The following is a 15,543-nucleotide window of genomic DNA, read 5'->3' as shown; positions in this document are numbered from 1 at the left end:
ATGGCTTACCGTAAACTAGGACGCACTAGCTCACAACGTAAAGCAATGCTTCGCGATTTGACAACTGACCTTTTGATCAACGAATCAATCGTGACAACTGAAGCTCGTGCTAAAGAAATCCGTAAAACTGTTGAAAAAATGATTACTCTAGGTAAACGTGGTGATTTGCATGCACGTCGTCAAGCAGCTGCTTTCGTACGTAATGAAATCGCATCTGAAAACTATGATGAAGCAACTGATAAGTACACTTCTACTACAGCACTTAAAAAATTATTCGCAGAAATCGCACCTCGTTATGCTGAACGTAACGGTGGATACACTCGTATCCTTAAAACTGAACCACGTCGTGGTGATGCTGCGCCAATGGCAATCATCGAATTAGTATAAAATCATCAATTTTGTTGAGTGTTATGATGATGGAGTCTTGTGCTCTTAGTCTAGCTCTGGTCTACCGCTGGGACTTCGGTCCTAGCGGGAACACTCATCATAAGTTGGGATAGTAGACGCTTGTTTACGAAATTGTTTTTTTTCTTAAGAACAACTTCGTAAGCAGGCGTTTTTGAGTATTTTAGTTAGAATTATGCTATACTATTTAAGAAGAAATCTGCTGAATGTTTAGGTTTCCTATTTTAAGAAGAATTGGAGTTTGCTTATGAAAGCGATTATAACTGTTGTTGGTAAAGATAAATCTGGAATTGTTGCAGGTGTATCTACTAAGATTGCAGAGTTGGGGTTGAATATTGACGATATTTCTCAGACAGTGTTGGACGAATATTTTACCATGATGGCAGTCGTTTCTAGTGACGAAAAACAGGATTTCACTTATCTGCGAAATGAGTTTGAAAACTTTGGTCAAACACTGAATGTCAAAATCAATATTCAAAGTGCAGCGATTTTTGACGCTATGTACAATATCTAGGAGGTTATCATGGATATTAGACAAGTTACGGAAACCATTGCCATGATCGAAGAGCAGAACTTCGATATCAGAACCATCACCATGGGGATTTCCCTATTAGACTGTATTGATCCGGATATCAATCGTGCTGCGGAGAAGATTTATCAAAAGATTACGACCAAGGCGGCTAATTTAGTGGCTGTTGGCGATGAAATAGCAGCTGAGTTGGGAATTCCTATCGTTAATAAGCGGGTATCGGTGACTCCGATTTCATTGATTGGTGCTGCGACTGACGCGACGGACTATGTCGTTTTGGCAAAGGCTCTCGACAAGGCGGCTAAGGAGATTGGTGTTGATTTTATTGGTGGCTTCTCAACTTTGGTACAAAAGGGTTATCAAAAAGGAGATGAGATTCTCATCAATTCTATCCCCCGCGCTCTAGCTGAGACGGACAAGGTCTGCTCGTCCGTCAATATCGGCTCAACCAAGTCAGGTATCAACATGACCGCGGTCGCTGATATGGGACGTATCATCAAGGAAACCGCAGCACTATCAGATATGGGGGTGGCCAAGTTGGTCGTATTTGCTAACGCCGTTGAGGATAATCCTTTTATGGCGGGAGCCTTCCATGGTGTCGGTGAAGCAGATGTTATCATTAATGTTGGAGTTTCGGGTCCTGGTGTTGTCAAACGCGCCTTGGAGAAAGTTCGTGGGCAGAGCTTTGATGTAGTAGCGGAAACAGTCAAGAAAACGGCCTTCAAGATTACTCGTATCGGTCAGTTGGTTGGGCAAATGGCGAGTGAACGCCTTGGTGTTGACTTTGGAATTGTCGACCTAAGTTTGGCACCTACTCCTGCGGTAGGTGATTCTGTAGCACGTGTCCTTGAGGAAATGGGCCTAGAAACAGTTGGTACGCATGGGACGACGGCTGCCCTCGCTCTTTTGAATGACCAAGTTAAGAAGGGCGGAGTGATGGCTTGTAACCAGGTCGGTGGCTTGTCAGGTGCTTTTATCCCCGTTTCTGAAGATGAGGGCATGATTGCTGCGGTGCAAGATGGCTCTCTGAATTTAGAGAAACTAGAAGCCATGACGGCTATCTGTTCTGTTGGGCTGGATATGATTGCCATTCCAGAAGATACGCCTGCTGAAACCATTGCGGCTATGATTGCGGATGAGGCGGCAATTGGTGTGATTAACATGAAAACAACGGCTGTCCGTATTATTCCAAAAGGCAAAGAAGGCGATATGATTGAGTTTGGTGGTTTGCTGGGGACAGCTCCAGTGATGAAGGTCAGCGGGGCTTCGTCTGTTGATTTCATCTCTCGCGGTGGGCAGATCCCAGCTCCAATCCATAGTTTTAAAAATTAATAAAAAAGAGAGAAGATTTAAGTTGAGTTTAAGGATGACTGTGTATACTATAATCATTAAATAAAGACCTCCTAACTTTATTTAATAGAAATCCTAAACTTTTTCATAATAATCTCCTAGGGAAGCTACCATGAGGGTAGCTTTTCTTTTGGATAATTTACAAATGTTGGCTTTGCTTTTGAAAGCCGAATATTTCTTTGATCCATGATATAATAGAAGAGAATGGAGGATAGAAAATGTCTAAAGTAAGATTGTATTTGGTTCGTCATGGGAAAACGATGTTTAACACCATTGGACGTGCTCAAGGATGGAGTGATACACCTCTGACTGTAGAAGGTGAGTTGGGAATCCATGAACTGGGAATTGGCTTGAGAGAGTCTGATTTGCAGTTTGACCGCGCTTATTCCAGTGATTCAGGTCGCACTATTCAAACTATGGAAATTATTCTAGAAGAACTTGGCTTGCAGGGAAAAATCCCTTACCGCATGGACAAGCGAATCAGAGAATGGTGCTTTGGTAGTTTTGATGGAGCTTATGATGGGGATCTCTTTATGGGATTGATTCCGAGAATTTTCAATGTAGACCATGTTCATCAGTTGTCCTATGCAGAGCTAGCAGAAGGTCTAGTTGAGGTTGATACCGCAGGCTGGGCTGAAGGTTGGGAAAAACTCAGTGGTCGAATCAAGGAAGGTTTTGAAGCGATTGCCAAAGAAATGGAAGAACAAGGTGGAGGCAATGCCCTGGTCGTAAGCCATGGAATGACGATTGGTACTATTGTTTATCTAATCAATGGCATGCATCCGCATGGTCTCGATAATGGTAGCGTGACGATTCTTGAATATGAAGATGGTCAGTTTAGCGTAGAAGTTGTTGGTGACCGTAGTTACCGAGAACTAGGGCGTGAGAAGATGGAAGAAACCTCTATTCAGTCAAAATAGAACTGTTTGCTATAAACTAGAGATTTGATAACCATATCAAGATAAGAAAAAAACAGCCAAGGGATATCCTTTTGGCTGTTTTTGATAGGGAAAAACTAGAGGGTAATACTATTGTTTTTCGAGATTTTCATAAATAGAAGCAAGGAACCTACTGTTAGAATAGTTAGGATAGTCGATAAGGCTGCTGCCACACCGTAATTTCCTCTGAGAACCTCTGTGTAAATGGCTACAGTCATTGTTCTTGTTTTGACATTGTAGAGGAGGATAGAAGTAGAGAGTTCTGAAATCATTGTGACCCAAGATAGAATAGCTCCAGAAATAATACCGGATAGCATCATTGGAGTTGTAATCTTGGCAAAGGTATTAAGACGACTACTTCCTAAACTTTCTGCAGCTTCTTCAATGCTCGGAGAAATCTGTTGCAAGCTAGCTACTGAAGATCGAATAGTATATGGGAGTCTCCTTACAGATAAGGACATGATCAAGATGAAGGCTGTTCCTGTAATCATAAGGAAGCCACTTCCGAAAATACCTGTATTAAATGAAGAGATAAAGGCAATACCGAGAACGGTTCCTGGTACGATATAAGGTACCATACTAAGACTATCGATTAGATTTGTAAATAGGTTGCGTTTACGAACTGCAAGGTATGAGATGAAGGTTGCAAAGACAACAACGAGAATCAAGGCAAGTATAGGGATGCGAATGGTATTGAAAATAGCAGATCCCATACGATTGAAAGCCACCTTGTAACTGTTTAGAGAATAACCTTTGACAAATACCATACCTGATGTTTTTAGGAAAGAAGTATAAATCAAGTAGACTTGAGGTAGAACAGAGAACAAGATAATTCCGTAGACTGTTGCATAAATAGCAGCCATCTTTCCTTTTGTTGTCTTCTTAGGCTCAATTGGATGGAGCGAATTCATGCTGAAACTGTAGCGGTTTGAAATGTATTTTTGGATGAGAAAGATAGCAAGGGCGATTGTAATAGCCATGATTGCTAAGGCTGATGCGAAAGCTGAGTTGCCTCCAACTTCACTGATGAACTGTGTGTAGATTAATACTGGAAAGGTACGGTATCCCTCTCCAATCAACATTGGGGTACCAAAGTCAGAGAAAGCTCTCATAAATACTAGGAGGGCTGCTGCTAGTAAAGTTGGGACTAGAAGAGGTAAAACGACTGTTACAATTCGTTTAAAGCCGAAAGATCCCATGCTTTCAGCAGCTTCCAAGAGGGAGTTGTCAATGCTCTTCATGGTTCCAGCTACGTAAAGGAAAACGAGTGGGAAAAGTTGGAGTGTAAAGACAAGTACAATACCTTGGAAACCATAAATATCAAAACCAGGCAAATGGAGTGTGTTGGTTAGAAATTTTGTAATAACTCCGTTTCTACCAAGAAGTAGAATCCAAGAATAGGCACCTACAAATGGAGCTGACATGGATGCGATGATAATCAAGATTTGCAAAAATTTCTTTCCTTTGAAGTCGTACATTGAAAAGAGATAAGCTAGCAAGGTACCAACAACGACAGAAGTAATTGTTGCAGTTACAGAAACTTTAAAACTATTAATGAGTGTCTCAGAATAATAAGATTTGCTAAAGAATGTAACAAAATTTTCTAAAGAGAAACTACCTTCATTTACCAGTGCTTGCTTTAATACAGTCACAATTGGGTAGACTAAGAAAACCAAGTAGGTAAGGAAAATGAAGAAGGAAGATCCAGTCCATATGTTTAGTTTTTTACGCTCCATGGCTGACTCCTTTTATGAGATTACGCGAACCGTCTTCAGAGAAGACATTGAGTTTTTGAGTATTGATTCTCAAACGAACACAATCTCCTTTTTCTAAATCTTCTTCGAATGTTGATTCTTCACTTACTTGAAGTTTTGGAGCAAATCCAGTTTCAATGAAGTATTCAGTGTTAAGCCCAAGGTAAACACTGTCTGTGATTGTTCCATTGATTGGACCATTTTCATCACGGATAAACTCTTCAGGACGAATGCTGACACGGATGTTTTGTTCGTCAACTTGGTCAAGAGCTGGCATACGAAGAGAATAGCCATCTTCGAAAATTATATAAGCTCCGTCAGCTTGTTTTTCTAAACGAGCAGGAATTATATTTGTTCTACCAATAAATGTTGCAATAAATTCATTTGCTGGTTTATGGTAAAGCTCCTTTGGACGACCAATTTGTTGAATAACACCATCTTTCATAACGGCAATTTGGTCAGAAATTGCCATGGCTTCTTCTTGGTCATGAGTTACGTAGACAGTTGTAATACCAACTTCGTGTTGGATTTCTCGAATAGCTTGACGCATATCTAAGCGAAGTTTGGCATCTAGGTTACTTAGGGGTTCATCCATGAGGAGAACGCTAGGATTAACAGCTAAAGCACGTGCTAAGGCAACCCGTTGTTGTTGTCCACCACTAAGTTTATCGGGCTTTCTATCCGCATATTGAGCAATTTGCATGAGTTCAAGATACTTGTTGGTCTGTTGAATCAATTCTTCTTTTGGAACCTTCTTTTGCTTGAGACCGAACGCTACGTTATCACGTACTGTCAAATGTGGGAAAATCGCATAGTTTTGGAATACCATTCCGATGTTACGTTTGCTAGGTTCCATATTGTTAATCTTAGTATCGTCGAAGTAGAACTCTCCTCCTTCGATACTGTTGAAACCAGCTATCATTCGAAGTAAAGTTGTTTTCCCGCATCCTGAAGGTCCAAGAAGGGTAAAGAGACTTCCTTTTGGAATTGTAATGTTCAAATTCTCAATAACAGGGACATCGTGGTAGATTTTTTTGGCGTTAATAATTTTGATCTCACTCATAGTGAACCTCTTTTACTGTTTAGATTGGATATCTGTAAAGACTTCGTTGTATTTCTTAACGATATCTGATTTTTTCTTGATGACATAATCATAATCTTCAGTGAGTGTTTTAATTTTGTCAATTGGTTTCATATTTTCGCTTGTCTTAGCATTTTTACGAACAGGACGGTTAGTAGTGGTTGTACCAAGTGTATCTTGTACTTCTTGAGAGATAATAAAATCGATAAATTTCTTGGCATTTTCCATGTTTTTGGCTTTTTTAACGATAGCGGCACTAGCAGGTAGGAAGACGGTCCCTTCTTTTGGATAGACAACTTTGATGTTAGCTCCGTCATTTAAGAGTTTAACTGCGGGATCTTCATAAGAGAGGCCAACAGCCATTTCTCCGTCAGCGACTGCTTTATAGACACCAGATGAGCTTGAACCGATTTTACCATCAATAAGTGTGAAGAGATCTTTTACATAAGACCAAGCCTTATCATCTTTGTAACCACCTTGAGCTTGGAGCATATTTGTTAATTGAGCAAAGGCGCTAGAAGAGTTTGCTGGGTCAGCAGTTGCGATTTTTCCTTTTAGTTCAGGTTTGAGAAGATCGCTATATCCTTCGATGTTCATGCCTTTCGTTAAATCAGGATTGACGATTAAAACACTACCATCTAGTGTATAAGGAGTAGAGTAGCCAGTTGTGTTTTGATATTCTTTGATAACATTATCATTTTCTTTTGAAGTATAGTTTTCAAAGAGTTCTCCGTGGGTAGCATATTGTGTATAAGAACCACCAAAGATGACATCAGCTACAGGAGCTTCTTTTTCTGACTCTAGTTTTTTGAAAAGTTCTCCAGTACCAGCTTGAATCAGTTCGACTTTGATACCATATTTTTCTTCAAAGGCAGGAATAGTTGCTCCGATTAAGCCCTCTGAGTTTGGTGAATAAACGACTAGCGAACCGCCGTCTCCTTTATCAGATGAACCGCCATCGGCAGATTCATTAGAAGAACAAGCAGCAAGATCAAAAAGGGCTAGCCCACAAGCAGCATAATACATCCATTTCTTTTTCATGATGGATACCTCCAAAGTTTTTGTTAAATCTATTGTAGAAAAATGTAAGCGTTTTTAAAACTCAAAATTCTATCCTAATAGGGGAAAATTCTCTACAAAAAAAGAAGAATAGTGTCTATACTATTCTTCCAATAGTTTTTAATTCTTTTGGAGAAATATGAAAGTATTTCTTAAAAACTTTCCCAAAATACTTATAGTCTGAGAACCCCACTTGTTCAGCAATTTGGCTAAGTGGATAGTTAGGCTGCTGGATCATTTTTTCAACCGCTTGTTTTAAGCGATACTGCAAGATATACTCGTTCAAGGTAATAGGAAAATCTTCCTTAATAACTTTATATAGATAACTTTCACTATAGCTTAAATTTTCTGCAATGGTAGAAATGGTAAAGTGTTCGGAGTAGTGCTGGTGTACAAATTCGAGAATTTGTTGAATCAATTGGTTTTGAGGATTGATTTTTTGAAGAGAGGTGACAAAGGTCTGATAATCTTGCAAAAATGGATTGTTTTGATGTTGATTCATCTGAAGACGCAGTGTTATTTTTTCTAGACACTCTGTTAATTCAGTGACGTTTATGGGTTTTGATAGGAAGTCTACAGCTCCAAATTGCATAGCTTTTTTTGCATTTTGGAAATCATCATAGCCAGATAGAATTACTTTTTCATAGGAAATAGACTGTGTAGCTTCAAACATTATGAAAGCATCCATGATTGGCATGGTGATATCCGTCAGCACAATATGTGGTTTTAGTTTTTGAATCAGTTCCATTCCTTCTTGTCCATGACTAGCGGTTCCTACGACTTGAATACCTAAGGTAGAGTAGTCTACAGCAATCTCAAGCCATTTTCGAATTAGGTGTTCGTCTTCGACAATGATTAGTTTAAACATGTGCTCTTCCTTTCGTGACAAATTTTACCCAGGTTTCACCTCTAGGGTTCACTCCTAAATCCAATTCAACATTATCAAAGAAGTTATTCAATCGTTTGTAACTATTGACAATACCGTGTTGAGTATGTGGACTGTTCAGGGATTCTAGGATATGTAGGCGTTCTTGTTTAGTCAAACCACCGGCATTATCCATAACGATAAAGGCTAGCTCTTCCTGGTCTTGAGTGATTTTAATAGAGATGACAAGATCTATACGATACTGCCTTCCGTATTTTAGAGCATTTTCTACAAGGGGTAATAGGAAAAGTTTTGGAATGGCTTGGGAATATAGTTTTTGAGAACAGTTAATATGATAAGAAAATTGTTCAAAGCGAATTTGGTGAATCTTTAGGTAAGCTTCGATAATTTCTAAGTCCTTCCCAAGAGTCGTTTCTTTCTCTAATTCAGTCACACTATATCGGAGGATGCGCGTGAGATTTTGAATAAGGTCTTGTGTAATACTAGCATCAATCATACTCGTGATTTTAATGGTTTCCAAGGTATTGTATAGGAAGTGAGGATTAAACTGAGCTTCTAGCATTTTTCTTTCAAAAACCCATTTTTCCTTTTCAATGGTCAACATCTTTTGATGAAGCTCATCCAACTCCTGTAGCATATTGTTGATTTTTTCAGCTATCAGTTCAAATTCATCCCCAGTATGGAGACTGAGTTTCTTTTCTTTTTTCTTAGGAATTGCACGTAATTGAAAGACTAAACTTTCAATAGGACCAGCATTATGAGTTGCGATTTTATGGGCGATTCTCCTAGCCTGCCAAAAATATAATAGAAAAATACAAAGTGTTAGTATGGAAGCAAGGCTAAGTAAACTAGGAATAGGAAAGAATGATTGGAAAGTGTAAATTGAAAAAATTGAATCAACTTTACGTTTTTCAATCAAAAGTGGATTATCAACGAGCCAATGTGTTTTTGAACGGAACGATTTCTCATCAAATTTTTCCAGAGTTGATTGTGTAAATTGATTAGTATTACTAGAGTATATGTTACCAAAGGTATCTGTGATGACGTATTTTGAATTAATTAAAGGGATACTTGATACGAAGTCATTTTCGTTAACAAAAGAAATACTGTAAGCTATTGCTCGTTGATTTTGAATTATGGGCATAATGAAGATGGCATAATGCTGCTTGTCCATGGATAGAGCAACTTTCTCTAAGACGGATCCTTGGGTAGGATTTTTAATTAATAATTTTAAATAATAGGGTGCTAAAAGAGTTTCTTTATGATTGCGATTGGTACTAAATAAAAGTTCGCCAGTATCATCGAGAATGGCAAAATCAGAACTGAGTTTTAGTTGGGCTTTTGTTTCATAAAATAGACTAAATAATTCTCTGTCAGTGTGTTTACCTTCTATAAATTCTGGAACCATCTTCTTATTCATAGTTTCCAACAATTTATAATTTGCTTGTTTCATGTTGTGAACATGTTGAGCGATTTGTTGAGTATCCTTAGCTAGTTGTTGCTTTTGAAGGAAATAGGAAAAACCAAATAAGAGAATGAGAAGTAAGAGAGAAGTGGCTAGGGCCGCTAAAGAACTACGATGAAGAATCTCTTTTTGGAGAGAATTTTTGAAAGAATGGGGCATAATTCACCTCTTTGGGAAGAGTTTGTTAAAGTAAGTATAGCAGTATTAAAAATGGAAGGCAAGGTCAAAAAGAAAATCTGTTAAATTCCCAAACTAAGTTCCACCACTAGTAGAAGTGGAAGTTAGTCTGAAAAATTATAAAAACCAGTGGAAATCCGTGTCAGGCTAAGTTCCGCTGGTTTTACTCATGCTTGATTTCATCGCTTTTGTAGCCGAAAGGAATCGAAAAAAAGAGGGCACAAAATCCCCTTATCTAAAAGCGTTTCAGATTAAGTTCTGCTGTGGTGGAACTTAGAACCTGTATTCACAAAATGATAGAGCCTTTAAAAGCCGATTAATGTGTGAAAGTTTGACAAAAGCAAGCTCTGACGATACGGATTTTTCAACATCCTTAGCTAATCTTCGAGAGTGATTCAACCAAGAAAAAGTTCGCTCAACAACCCAAGGTTTGGGGATGATTTGCCAGCTGGCCTTGATTTTTTCAGAAATACCTACTGGGCAACCAAACTCCTTCACCATCATCTCCTCAGAGCTTTTACGATAACCAGCATCGGCTGAAAAAGTCTTGATGGTTGGGAATTGTAGCATCACTTTGCGAGCCACTAAAAAGCCTGATTTTGTGTCGTGCAAATGAGCTGCATGAACCACCACATCAAGAAGATTTCCCATAGTATCCACAAGGATGTGGCGCTTCCTCCCTTTGACTTTCTTACCGCCATCAATCCCACGTTCCTCTGCAGCATCTGTTGTTTTCACGCTTTGAGAATCAATGATAGCATAGGTTGGAGGGGCTGCTCTACCAGCTTTCAGTCGCTTTTTTTAACCAGTTCCGTCAAAATGGTGTCCCACAAACCGCTCTCTCTGGCACGACGAAAGAAACTCCAGACAGTTAGGGAAGGAGGGAAATCATGAGGGAGCATGCGCCATTTGCAACCTGTTTTAGTGATATACAAGGTGGCGTTCACGAGTTCTCGTTTAGCCCACTTATAGGTGCGATGTTGGGAGAAATAGGGTTCAAGTTTAGCCCATTCTTGATCGGTTAAATCGGTATCATATGCTTTTCGTATCATATCTTTAGTTTAACATTTTTTTGTGAATACAGATTCTTAAAGATTCCAAGTGAGTTGATTCCGCATTGTCCGCGTTGTCAGGCACCTATGAGTATGCACTTACGGATTGATTCAATCTTTGTAGAAACGAAGCGTTGGCACTAAGAACAAGAGAGTCTTCAAAAATTTGTAGAGCTCTATTAAGATAAGAAATTAGTCTTACTAGAACTTGGGGTTGGCTACAATACGCCTACAATTATCAAATATCTTTTTGAAAGAATGAATATTTACTTTCCAAATGTTAGTTTGATTCGTTTGAATATAGAAGACAAACCAAAAGAAGGCGTCATCACGATTAATCAAGACATCAAGAAGGTACTGGCAGCATGGAAAGAGTAAAGAAATTGATCCACTATTTGGCACCAGATATCCCTATACCAGAAAGCAAAGAGGAATGTGATTATCTATTTAAGGCTCTAAAGACAATTTGGGAGTCGCAAGAACTTCCTGCAGATTTTTGGAACTTATAAGATGCATATCTGGCAGAGCAGGCGGAAAAGAAAGGGCAGACTTTGCTTTCAGAACTGGAGGAGGTAGCGCCTAACCTCTATCTCTGGCAAGGAGATATTATGACCTTGAAAGTTGATGCTATTGTTAATGCAGCTAATAATCAGGTTTTAGGTTGTTTCATTCCTCATCATCGTTGTATTGATAATGCGATTCATTCACAAGCTGGTCTGCAGTTGCGCTTAGAATGTTATCAATTGATGAAGGAGCAGGGGTATTTAGAGCCTACTGGGCAAGATAAGTTGACAAGGGCTTATAATTTACCTGCTAAATATGTTCTCCATACAGTTGATCCCATTGTTCAAGGAGAACTAAGAAAAAATGATGAGGAGCTTTTAGTATCTTCCTATCAGTCTTGTTTGAAGTTAGCCTTTGAAAATAGGATTGAAGGTGTAGCTTTCTGTTGCATTCGTACTGATGAATTTCATTTTCCAAATCAACGGGCTGCAGAGTTAGCAGTCAAGACCGTTCGAGATTTTATGATAGGACATCCGCAAATCAAGATTGTTTTTAATGTATTTAAAGATAAAGATTTAAAAATTTATAAAGATATTATTTCTAAATCGAAATAGTTGACAGTTGGAACGGTAAGTGTTACAATAACTTTATTCATTTCAATATCGAAATGAATTGGAGGTGTCGTGAAAGATAGTCATTTGCTAGCCCATCATATTCGTTTGTTGAATGGGCGGATTTTTCAAAAGTTACTGAGCCAAGACCCTGAAGCTCTTTATCGGAGTGAGCAGGGAAAGATTTTAGCAGTTTTATGGAATAGTGAAACTGGCTGTGCAACTGCTACTGATATTGCTATGGCGACTGGGCTTGCGAATAATACGCTGACGACAATGATAAAAAAGCTTGAGGAGCAAAATCTGGTCACCATCAGTCCGTGTGGAATAGACAAGCGAAAAAAATATGTTAAATTGACGGAGCAAGGTTGCTCTCAGAAAGAAGTGGGCCATCGTGTCAGTCAAAAACTAGATGCGATTTTTTATAAAGGATTCACTGAGGAAGAAATTCGGCAATTTGAAAATTATCAGGAAAGGATCTTAGCAAATTTAAAAGAAAATGAGGCATAAATTATGTCAAAACAAGTTAAAAATGCGCAAAATCTATATATTCATGCCATCCAAGACGGGTGTGTTGCTGAGGCTCAAGCTCAGTCTGTAGGAGATACTTATATACAACACTCGACAGGTGTGCCTGACGGGAAAGGAGGGTTTGCGGCCTTCTTTGCAAATTTCTTCGAGCGTCATCCAGAACGTCAGATTAAGATTGTCCGCACTATTGAGGATGGCAATCTGGTCTTTGTTCATGTTCACCAATATCTGAATGGTGGGGAAGCTCAATGGGTGACGACGGATACTTTCCGTGCAGATGAGAATGGACGTATCGTGGAGCATTGGGATGTCATTGATTACTATCGAACACCTGAAAATGGTCAATTAGATCAAATTTTTGGAGATTTTGAGATCAAGAATTTGGATAAGACAGCAGAAAATAAAAAAACTGTTCGTCGTTTCTTGACAGAAATTTTTCAAAATGGGGAACTGGAGCAGTGGAGTGATTATGTGGCAGATGATTTGATTCAGCATAATCATGAGATTGGCCAAGGAAGTGATGCTTATAAAACTATGTGGCTGAACATGGCGTCACTTTCGACTTTATTTTCCAACTCTTAGGACAAGGAAACTATGTGGTTAGCTATGGTCAGACTCAGATTGATGGCCTTGCCTATGCCCAGTACGATATCTTCCGACTAGAAAACGGGAAAATTGTGGAGCATTGGGACAATAAGGAAGTCATGCCTAAGGTAGAAGACTTGACCAACCGAGGAAAGTTTTAAAATGAGGACAAATAATGATTGAATACAAAAATGTAGCCTTGCGCTACACAGAAAAAGATGTTTTGAGAGATGTCAATTTACGGATTGAGAATGGAGAGTTTATGGTTTTAGTTGGACCTTCTGGATCTGGTAAGACGACCATGATTAAGATGATTAACCGTCTATTGGAACCGACTGATGGAAATATTTATATGGATGGCAAGCGCATCAAAGACTATGATGAGCGTGAACTTCGTCTCTCTACTGGTTATGTTTTACAGGCCATTGCCCTCTTTCCCAATCTAACGGTCGCGGAAAATATTGCCCTGATTCCTGAGATGAAGGGATGGACTAAGGAAGAAATTGCTCAGAAAACAGAAGAGCTTTTGGCTAAGGTTGGTTTACCAGTAGCCGAGTATGGACATCGACTCCCTAGTGAATTATCTGGTGGAGAACAGCAACGGGTCGGTATTGTTCGTGCTATGATTGGTCAGCCTAAGATTCTGCTCATGGATGAACCTTTTTCAGCCTTGGATGCTATTTCGAGAAAACAGTTGCAGGTTCTGACGAAAGAATTGCATAAAGAGTTTGGGATGACAACGATTTTTGTGACCCATGATACGGATGAAGCTCTGAAATTGGCAGACCGTATTGCTGTCTTGCAGGATGGAGAGATTCGTCAGGTGGCGAATCCTGAGACCATTTTAAAAACGCCTGCAACAGACTTTGTCGCAGACTTGTTTGGAGGTAGTGTTCATGACTAATTTAATTGCAACTTTTGAGGATCGTTTTAGTGATTGGTTGACAGCTCTATCTCAACATTTGCAGTTGTCACTTTTGACCCTGTTACTAGCTATTTTTATCGCGATTCCCTTGGCTGTTTCTCTTCGCTATCATGAGAAGTTGGCGGATTGGGTTTTGCAGATTGCAGGGATTTTCCAGACTATCCCGTCATTGGCCTTGTTAGGGCTCTTCATCCCCTTGATGGGAATTGGGACCTTACCGGCCTTGACAGCTCTAGTGATTTATGCGATCTTTCCGATTTTGCAAAATACTATCACTGGGCTGAAGGGAATTGATCCGAGCCTGCAAGAGGCTGGGATTGCCTTTGGGATGACTAGGTGGGAGCGACTCAAGAAGTTTGAAATTCCGCTTGCCATGCCTGTTATGATGTCTGGAATTCGGACGGCAGCGGTCTTGATTATCGGTACGGCAACCTTGGCGGCCTTGATTGGGGCAGGGGGACTAGGTTCCTTTATCCTTTTGGGAATTGACCGTAATAATGCCAGTCTAATTTTGATTGGGGCCCTTTCTTCTGCAGTGCTTGCCATTGCCTTTAACGTCCTACTAAAAGTGATGGAAAAAGCAAAATTGCGGATGATTTTTTCTGGTTTTGCCTTGGTGACCATATTACTCGGTCTGTCTTATAGTCCAGCCCTCTTAGCTCAAAAAGAAAAAGAAAACTTGGTTATTGCTGGGAAATTGGGACCAGAACCAGAAATTTTGGCCAATATGTATAAACTCCTGATTGAAGAAAATACCAGCATGACTGCGACTGTTAAACCAAATTTTGGGAAAACAAGCTTTCTCTATGAAGCTTTGAAAAAAGGCGATATTGACATCTATCCTGAATTTACAGGAACGGTGACTGAAAGTTTACTTCAGCCATCACCGAAAGTGAGTCATGAGCCAGAGCAGGTTTATAATGTGGCGCGTGATGGTATTGCCAAACAGGATCATCTAGCTTATCTCAAACCCATGTCTTATCAAAATACTTACGCTGTAGCTGTTCCGAAAAAGATTGCTCAAGAATATGGCTTGAAGAGCATTTCGGACTTGAAAAAAGTGGAAGGGCAGTTGAAGGCAGGCTTTACACTTGAGTTTAATGACCGTGAAGATGGCAATAAGGGCTTGCAATCAATGTATGGCCTCAATCTCAACGTAGCGACCATGGAGCCAGCTCTTCGCTATCAGGCAATTCAGTCAGGCGACATTCAAATCACGGATGCCTATTCAACTGATGCAGAGTTGGCGCGTTATGATTTGCAGGTCTTGGAAGATGACAAGCAACTTTTCCCGCCTTATCAAGGGGCACCACTCATGAAAGAAGCTCTTCTCAAGAAACACTCAGAGTTGGAAAGAGTTCTTAATAAATTGGCTGGTAAGATTACAGAGGGCCAGATGAGCCAGCTCAACTACCAAGTCGGTGTTGAAGGCAAGTCAGCAGAACAAGTAGCCAAGGAGTTTCTACAAGAACAAGGTTTGTTGAAGAAATAGCTTGAAAATGCTAAACTCAACTTCGTTAAACGGCCATATAGAAAAATGCTCAGATAATTTGGTCTGGGCTTTTTTGGTGTCAGAATTAATGATTTTCATTTTTAAATGGAAAATAAGAGGAAATTTTCAGGATTTTCTAATTATTTACTGCAAATACACTTGACTATTCATATAATAGGTATATAATGTGTTGTGAACT

Annotated in this window: 15 protein-coding genes and 1 pseudogene; 9 read left to right on the top strand and 7 right to left on the bottom strand. The window is 39.5% G+C overall.

The annotated features are described in order from the left end of the window. The 4 genes from rplQ to OVN21_RS03645 all read left to right on the top strand — a co-directional run bounded on the left by rplQ (position 1) and on the right by OVN21_RS03645 (position 3,204). Positions 1–387, top strand: coding sequence for a 50S ribosomal protein L17 (gene rplQ, locus OVN21_RS03660; protein ID WP_267247341.1), 387 nt, complete (start codon positions 1–3; stop codon positions 385–387). A gap of 265 nt (positions 388–652) precedes the next feature. Further along, positions 653–919 (top strand): ACT domain-containing protein, encoded by a 267-nt coding sequence (locus OVN21_RS03655; protein WP_267247340.1) that lies wholly within the window; start codon positions 653–655, stop codon positions 917–919. A gap of 9 nt (positions 920–928) precedes the next feature. Beyond that, the gene (locus tag OVN21_RS03650; RefSeq protein WP_267247339.1) at positions 929–2,266 is read left to right on the top strand and encodes a PFL family protein; all 1,338 of its coding nucleotides are present in this window, start codon (positions 929–931) and stop codon (positions 2,264–2,266) included. Between the two features lie 236 nt (positions 2,267–2,502). Next, entirely contained in the window at positions 2,503–3,204 is a 702-nt protein-coding gene (locus OVN21_RS03645; protein ID WP_267247338.1) for a histidine phosphatase family protein, read from the top strand. Positions 3,205–3,299: 95 nt separating this feature from the next. Here the strand turns inward: OVN21_RS03645 and OVN21_RS03640 are convergent, their stop codons facing one another. The 7 genes from OVN21_RS03640 to OVN21_RS03610 all read right to left on the bottom strand — a co-directional run bounded on the left by OVN21_RS03640 (position 3,300) and on the right by OVN21_RS03610 (position 10,696). Next, positions 3,300–4,958 (bottom strand): ABC transporter permease, encoded by a 1,659-nt coding sequence (locus tag OVN21_RS03640; RefSeq protein WP_267247337.1) that lies wholly within the window; start codon positions 4,956–4,958, stop codon positions 3,300–3,302. After that, positions 4,948–6,039, bottom strand: a complete 1,092-nt coding sequence (locus OVN21_RS03635; RefSeq protein ID WP_267247336.1) for an ABC transporter ATP-binding protein — start codon at positions 6,037–6,039, stop codon at positions 4,948–4,950. The genes OVN21_RS03640 and OVN21_RS03635 overlap by 11 nt, the downstream gene beginning before the upstream one ends. A 12-nt stretch (positions 6,040–6,051) precedes the next feature. After that, the gene (locus tag OVN21_RS03630; protein ID WP_267247335.1) at positions 6,052–7,098 is read right to left on the bottom strand and encodes an ABC transporter substrate-binding protein; all 1,047 of its coding nucleotides are present in this window, start codon (positions 7,096–7,098) and stop codon (positions 6,052–6,054) included. 115 nt (positions 7,099–7,213) lie between these two features. Next, positions 7,214–7,984 carry a response regulator transcription factor gene (locus tag OVN21_RS03625; RefSeq protein ID WP_267247334.1) on the bottom strand — a complete coding sequence of 257 codons (771 nt, stop codon included), beginning with the start codon at positions 7,982–7,984 and terminating at the stop codon, positions 7,214–7,216. Then, positions 7,977–9,626, bottom strand: coding sequence for a sensor histidine kinase (locus tag OVN21_RS03620; protein WP_267247333.1), 1,650 nt, complete (start codon positions 9,624–9,626; stop codon positions 7,977–7,979). Before OVN21_RS03620 ends, OVN21_RS03625 begins: the two co-directional genes overlap by 8 nt. 291 nt (positions 9,627–9,917) lie before the next feature. After that, positions 9,918–10,397 carry a transposase gene (locus OVN21_RS03615; RefSeq protein ID WP_267247281.1) on the bottom strand — a complete coding sequence of 160 codons (480 nt, stop codon included), beginning with the start codon at positions 10,395–10,397 and terminating at the stop codon, positions 9,918–9,920. 35 nt (positions 10,398–10,432) lie between these two features. Then, positions 10,433–10,696, bottom strand: a complete 264-nt coding sequence (locus OVN21_RS03610; protein ID WP_267247332.1) for a transposase — start codon at positions 10,694–10,696, stop codon at positions 10,433–10,435. Positions 10,697–11,214: 518 nt separating this feature from the next. On the opposite strand from OVN21_RS03610, the gene OVN21_RS03605 reads away from it, so the two are divergent. The 5 genes and pseudogenes from OVN21_RS03605 (at position 11,215) to OVN21_RS03585 (ending at position 15,344) form a co-directional block, all read left to right on the top strand. Then, positions 11,215–11,814, top strand: a complete 600-nt coding sequence (locus OVN21_RS03605; protein WP_323743976.1) for a protein-ADP-ribose hydrolase — start codon at positions 11,215–11,217, stop codon at positions 11,812–11,814. A 69-nt stretch (positions 11,815–11,883) separates the two neighbouring features. Beyond that, positions 11,884–12,321 carry a MarR family winged helix-turn-helix transcriptional regulator gene (locus OVN21_RS03600; RefSeq protein ID WP_267247331.1) on the top strand — a complete coding sequence of 146 codons (438 nt, stop codon included), beginning with the start codon at positions 11,884–11,886 and terminating at the stop codon, positions 12,319–12,321. A 3-nt stretch (positions 12,322–12,324) separates the two neighbouring features. Continuing rightward, positions 12,325–13,088 (top strand): annotated as a pseudogene (locus OVN21_RS03595) (nuclear transport factor 2 family protein). Between the two features lie 14 nt (positions 13,089–13,102). Continuing rightward, positions 13,103–13,831, top strand: a complete 729-nt coding sequence (locus OVN21_RS03590; protein ID WP_125423790.1) for an ABC transporter ATP-binding protein — start codon at positions 13,103–13,105, stop codon at positions 13,829–13,831. Next, the gene (locus tag OVN21_RS03585) at positions 13,824–15,344 is read left to right on the top strand and encodes an ABC transporter permease/substrate-binding protein (protein WP_267247330.1); all 1,521 of its coding nucleotides are present in this window, start codon (positions 13,824–13,826) and stop codon (positions 15,342–15,344) included. Before OVN21_RS03590 ends, OVN21_RS03585 begins: the two co-directional genes overlap by 8 nt. Positions 15,345–15,543: the final 199 nt, after the last annotated feature.

It is taken from the genome of Streptococcus sp. Marseille-Q5986 (genome assembly GCF_946902915.1).
Taxonomy (GTDB): Bacteria; Bacillota; Bacilli; order Lactobacillales; family Streptococcaceae; genus Streptococcus.
Note: the sequence above shows the minus strand (reverse complement) of the source record. Positions and strands in the feature narration are given on the sequence as shown.

Excerpts from the sequence above, each read along its gene's own strand:
- OVN21_RS03590 (WP_125423790.1), top strand. The coding sequence starts at position 13,103 with ATGATTGAATACAAAAATGTAGCCTTGCGCTACACAGAAAAAGATGTT.
- OVN21_RS03655 (WP_267247340.1), top strand. The coding sequence starts at position 653 with ATGAAAGCGATTATAACTGTTGTTGGTAAAGATAAATCTGGAATTGTT.
- OVN21_RS03610 (WP_267247332.1), bottom strand. The coding sequence starts at position 10,696 with ATGATACGAAAAGCATATGATACCGATTTAACCGATCAAGAATGGGCT.
- OVN21_RS03620 (WP_267247333.1), bottom strand. The coding sequence starts at position 9,626 with ATGCCCCATTCTTTCAAAAATTCTCTCCAAAAAGAGATTCTTCATCGT.
- OVN21_RS03645 (WP_267247338.1), top strand. The coding sequence starts at position 2,503 with ATGTCTAAAGTAAGATTGTATTTGGTTCGTCATGGGAAAACGATGTTT.
- OVN21_RS03625 (WP_267247334.1), bottom strand. The coding sequence starts at position 7,984 with ATGTTTAAACTAATCATTGTCGAAGACGAACACCTAATTCGAAAATGG.
- OVN21_RS03635 (WP_267247336.1), bottom strand. The coding sequence starts at position 6,039 with ATGAGTGAGATCAAAATTATTAACGCCAAAAAAATCTACCACGATGTC.
- OVN21_RS03585 (WP_267247330.1), top strand. The coding sequence starts at position 13,824 with ATGACTAATTTAATTGCAACTTTTGAGGATCGTTTTAGTGATTGGTTG.
- OVN21_RS03640 (WP_267247337.1), bottom strand. The coding sequence starts at position 4,958 with ATGGAGCGTAAAAAACTAAACATATGGACTGGATCTTCCTTCTTCATT.
- OVN21_RS03650 (WP_267247339.1), top strand. The coding sequence starts at position 929 with ATGGATATTAGACAAGTTACGGAAACCATTGCCATGATCGAAGAGCAG.
- rplQ (WP_267247341.1), top strand. The coding sequence starts at position 1 with ATGGCTTACCGTAAACTAGGACGCACTAGCTCACAACGTAAAGCAATG.
- OVN21_RS03630 (WP_267247335.1), bottom strand. The coding sequence starts at position 7,098 with ATGAAAAAGAAATGGATGTATTATGCTGCTTGTGGGCTAGCCCTTTTT.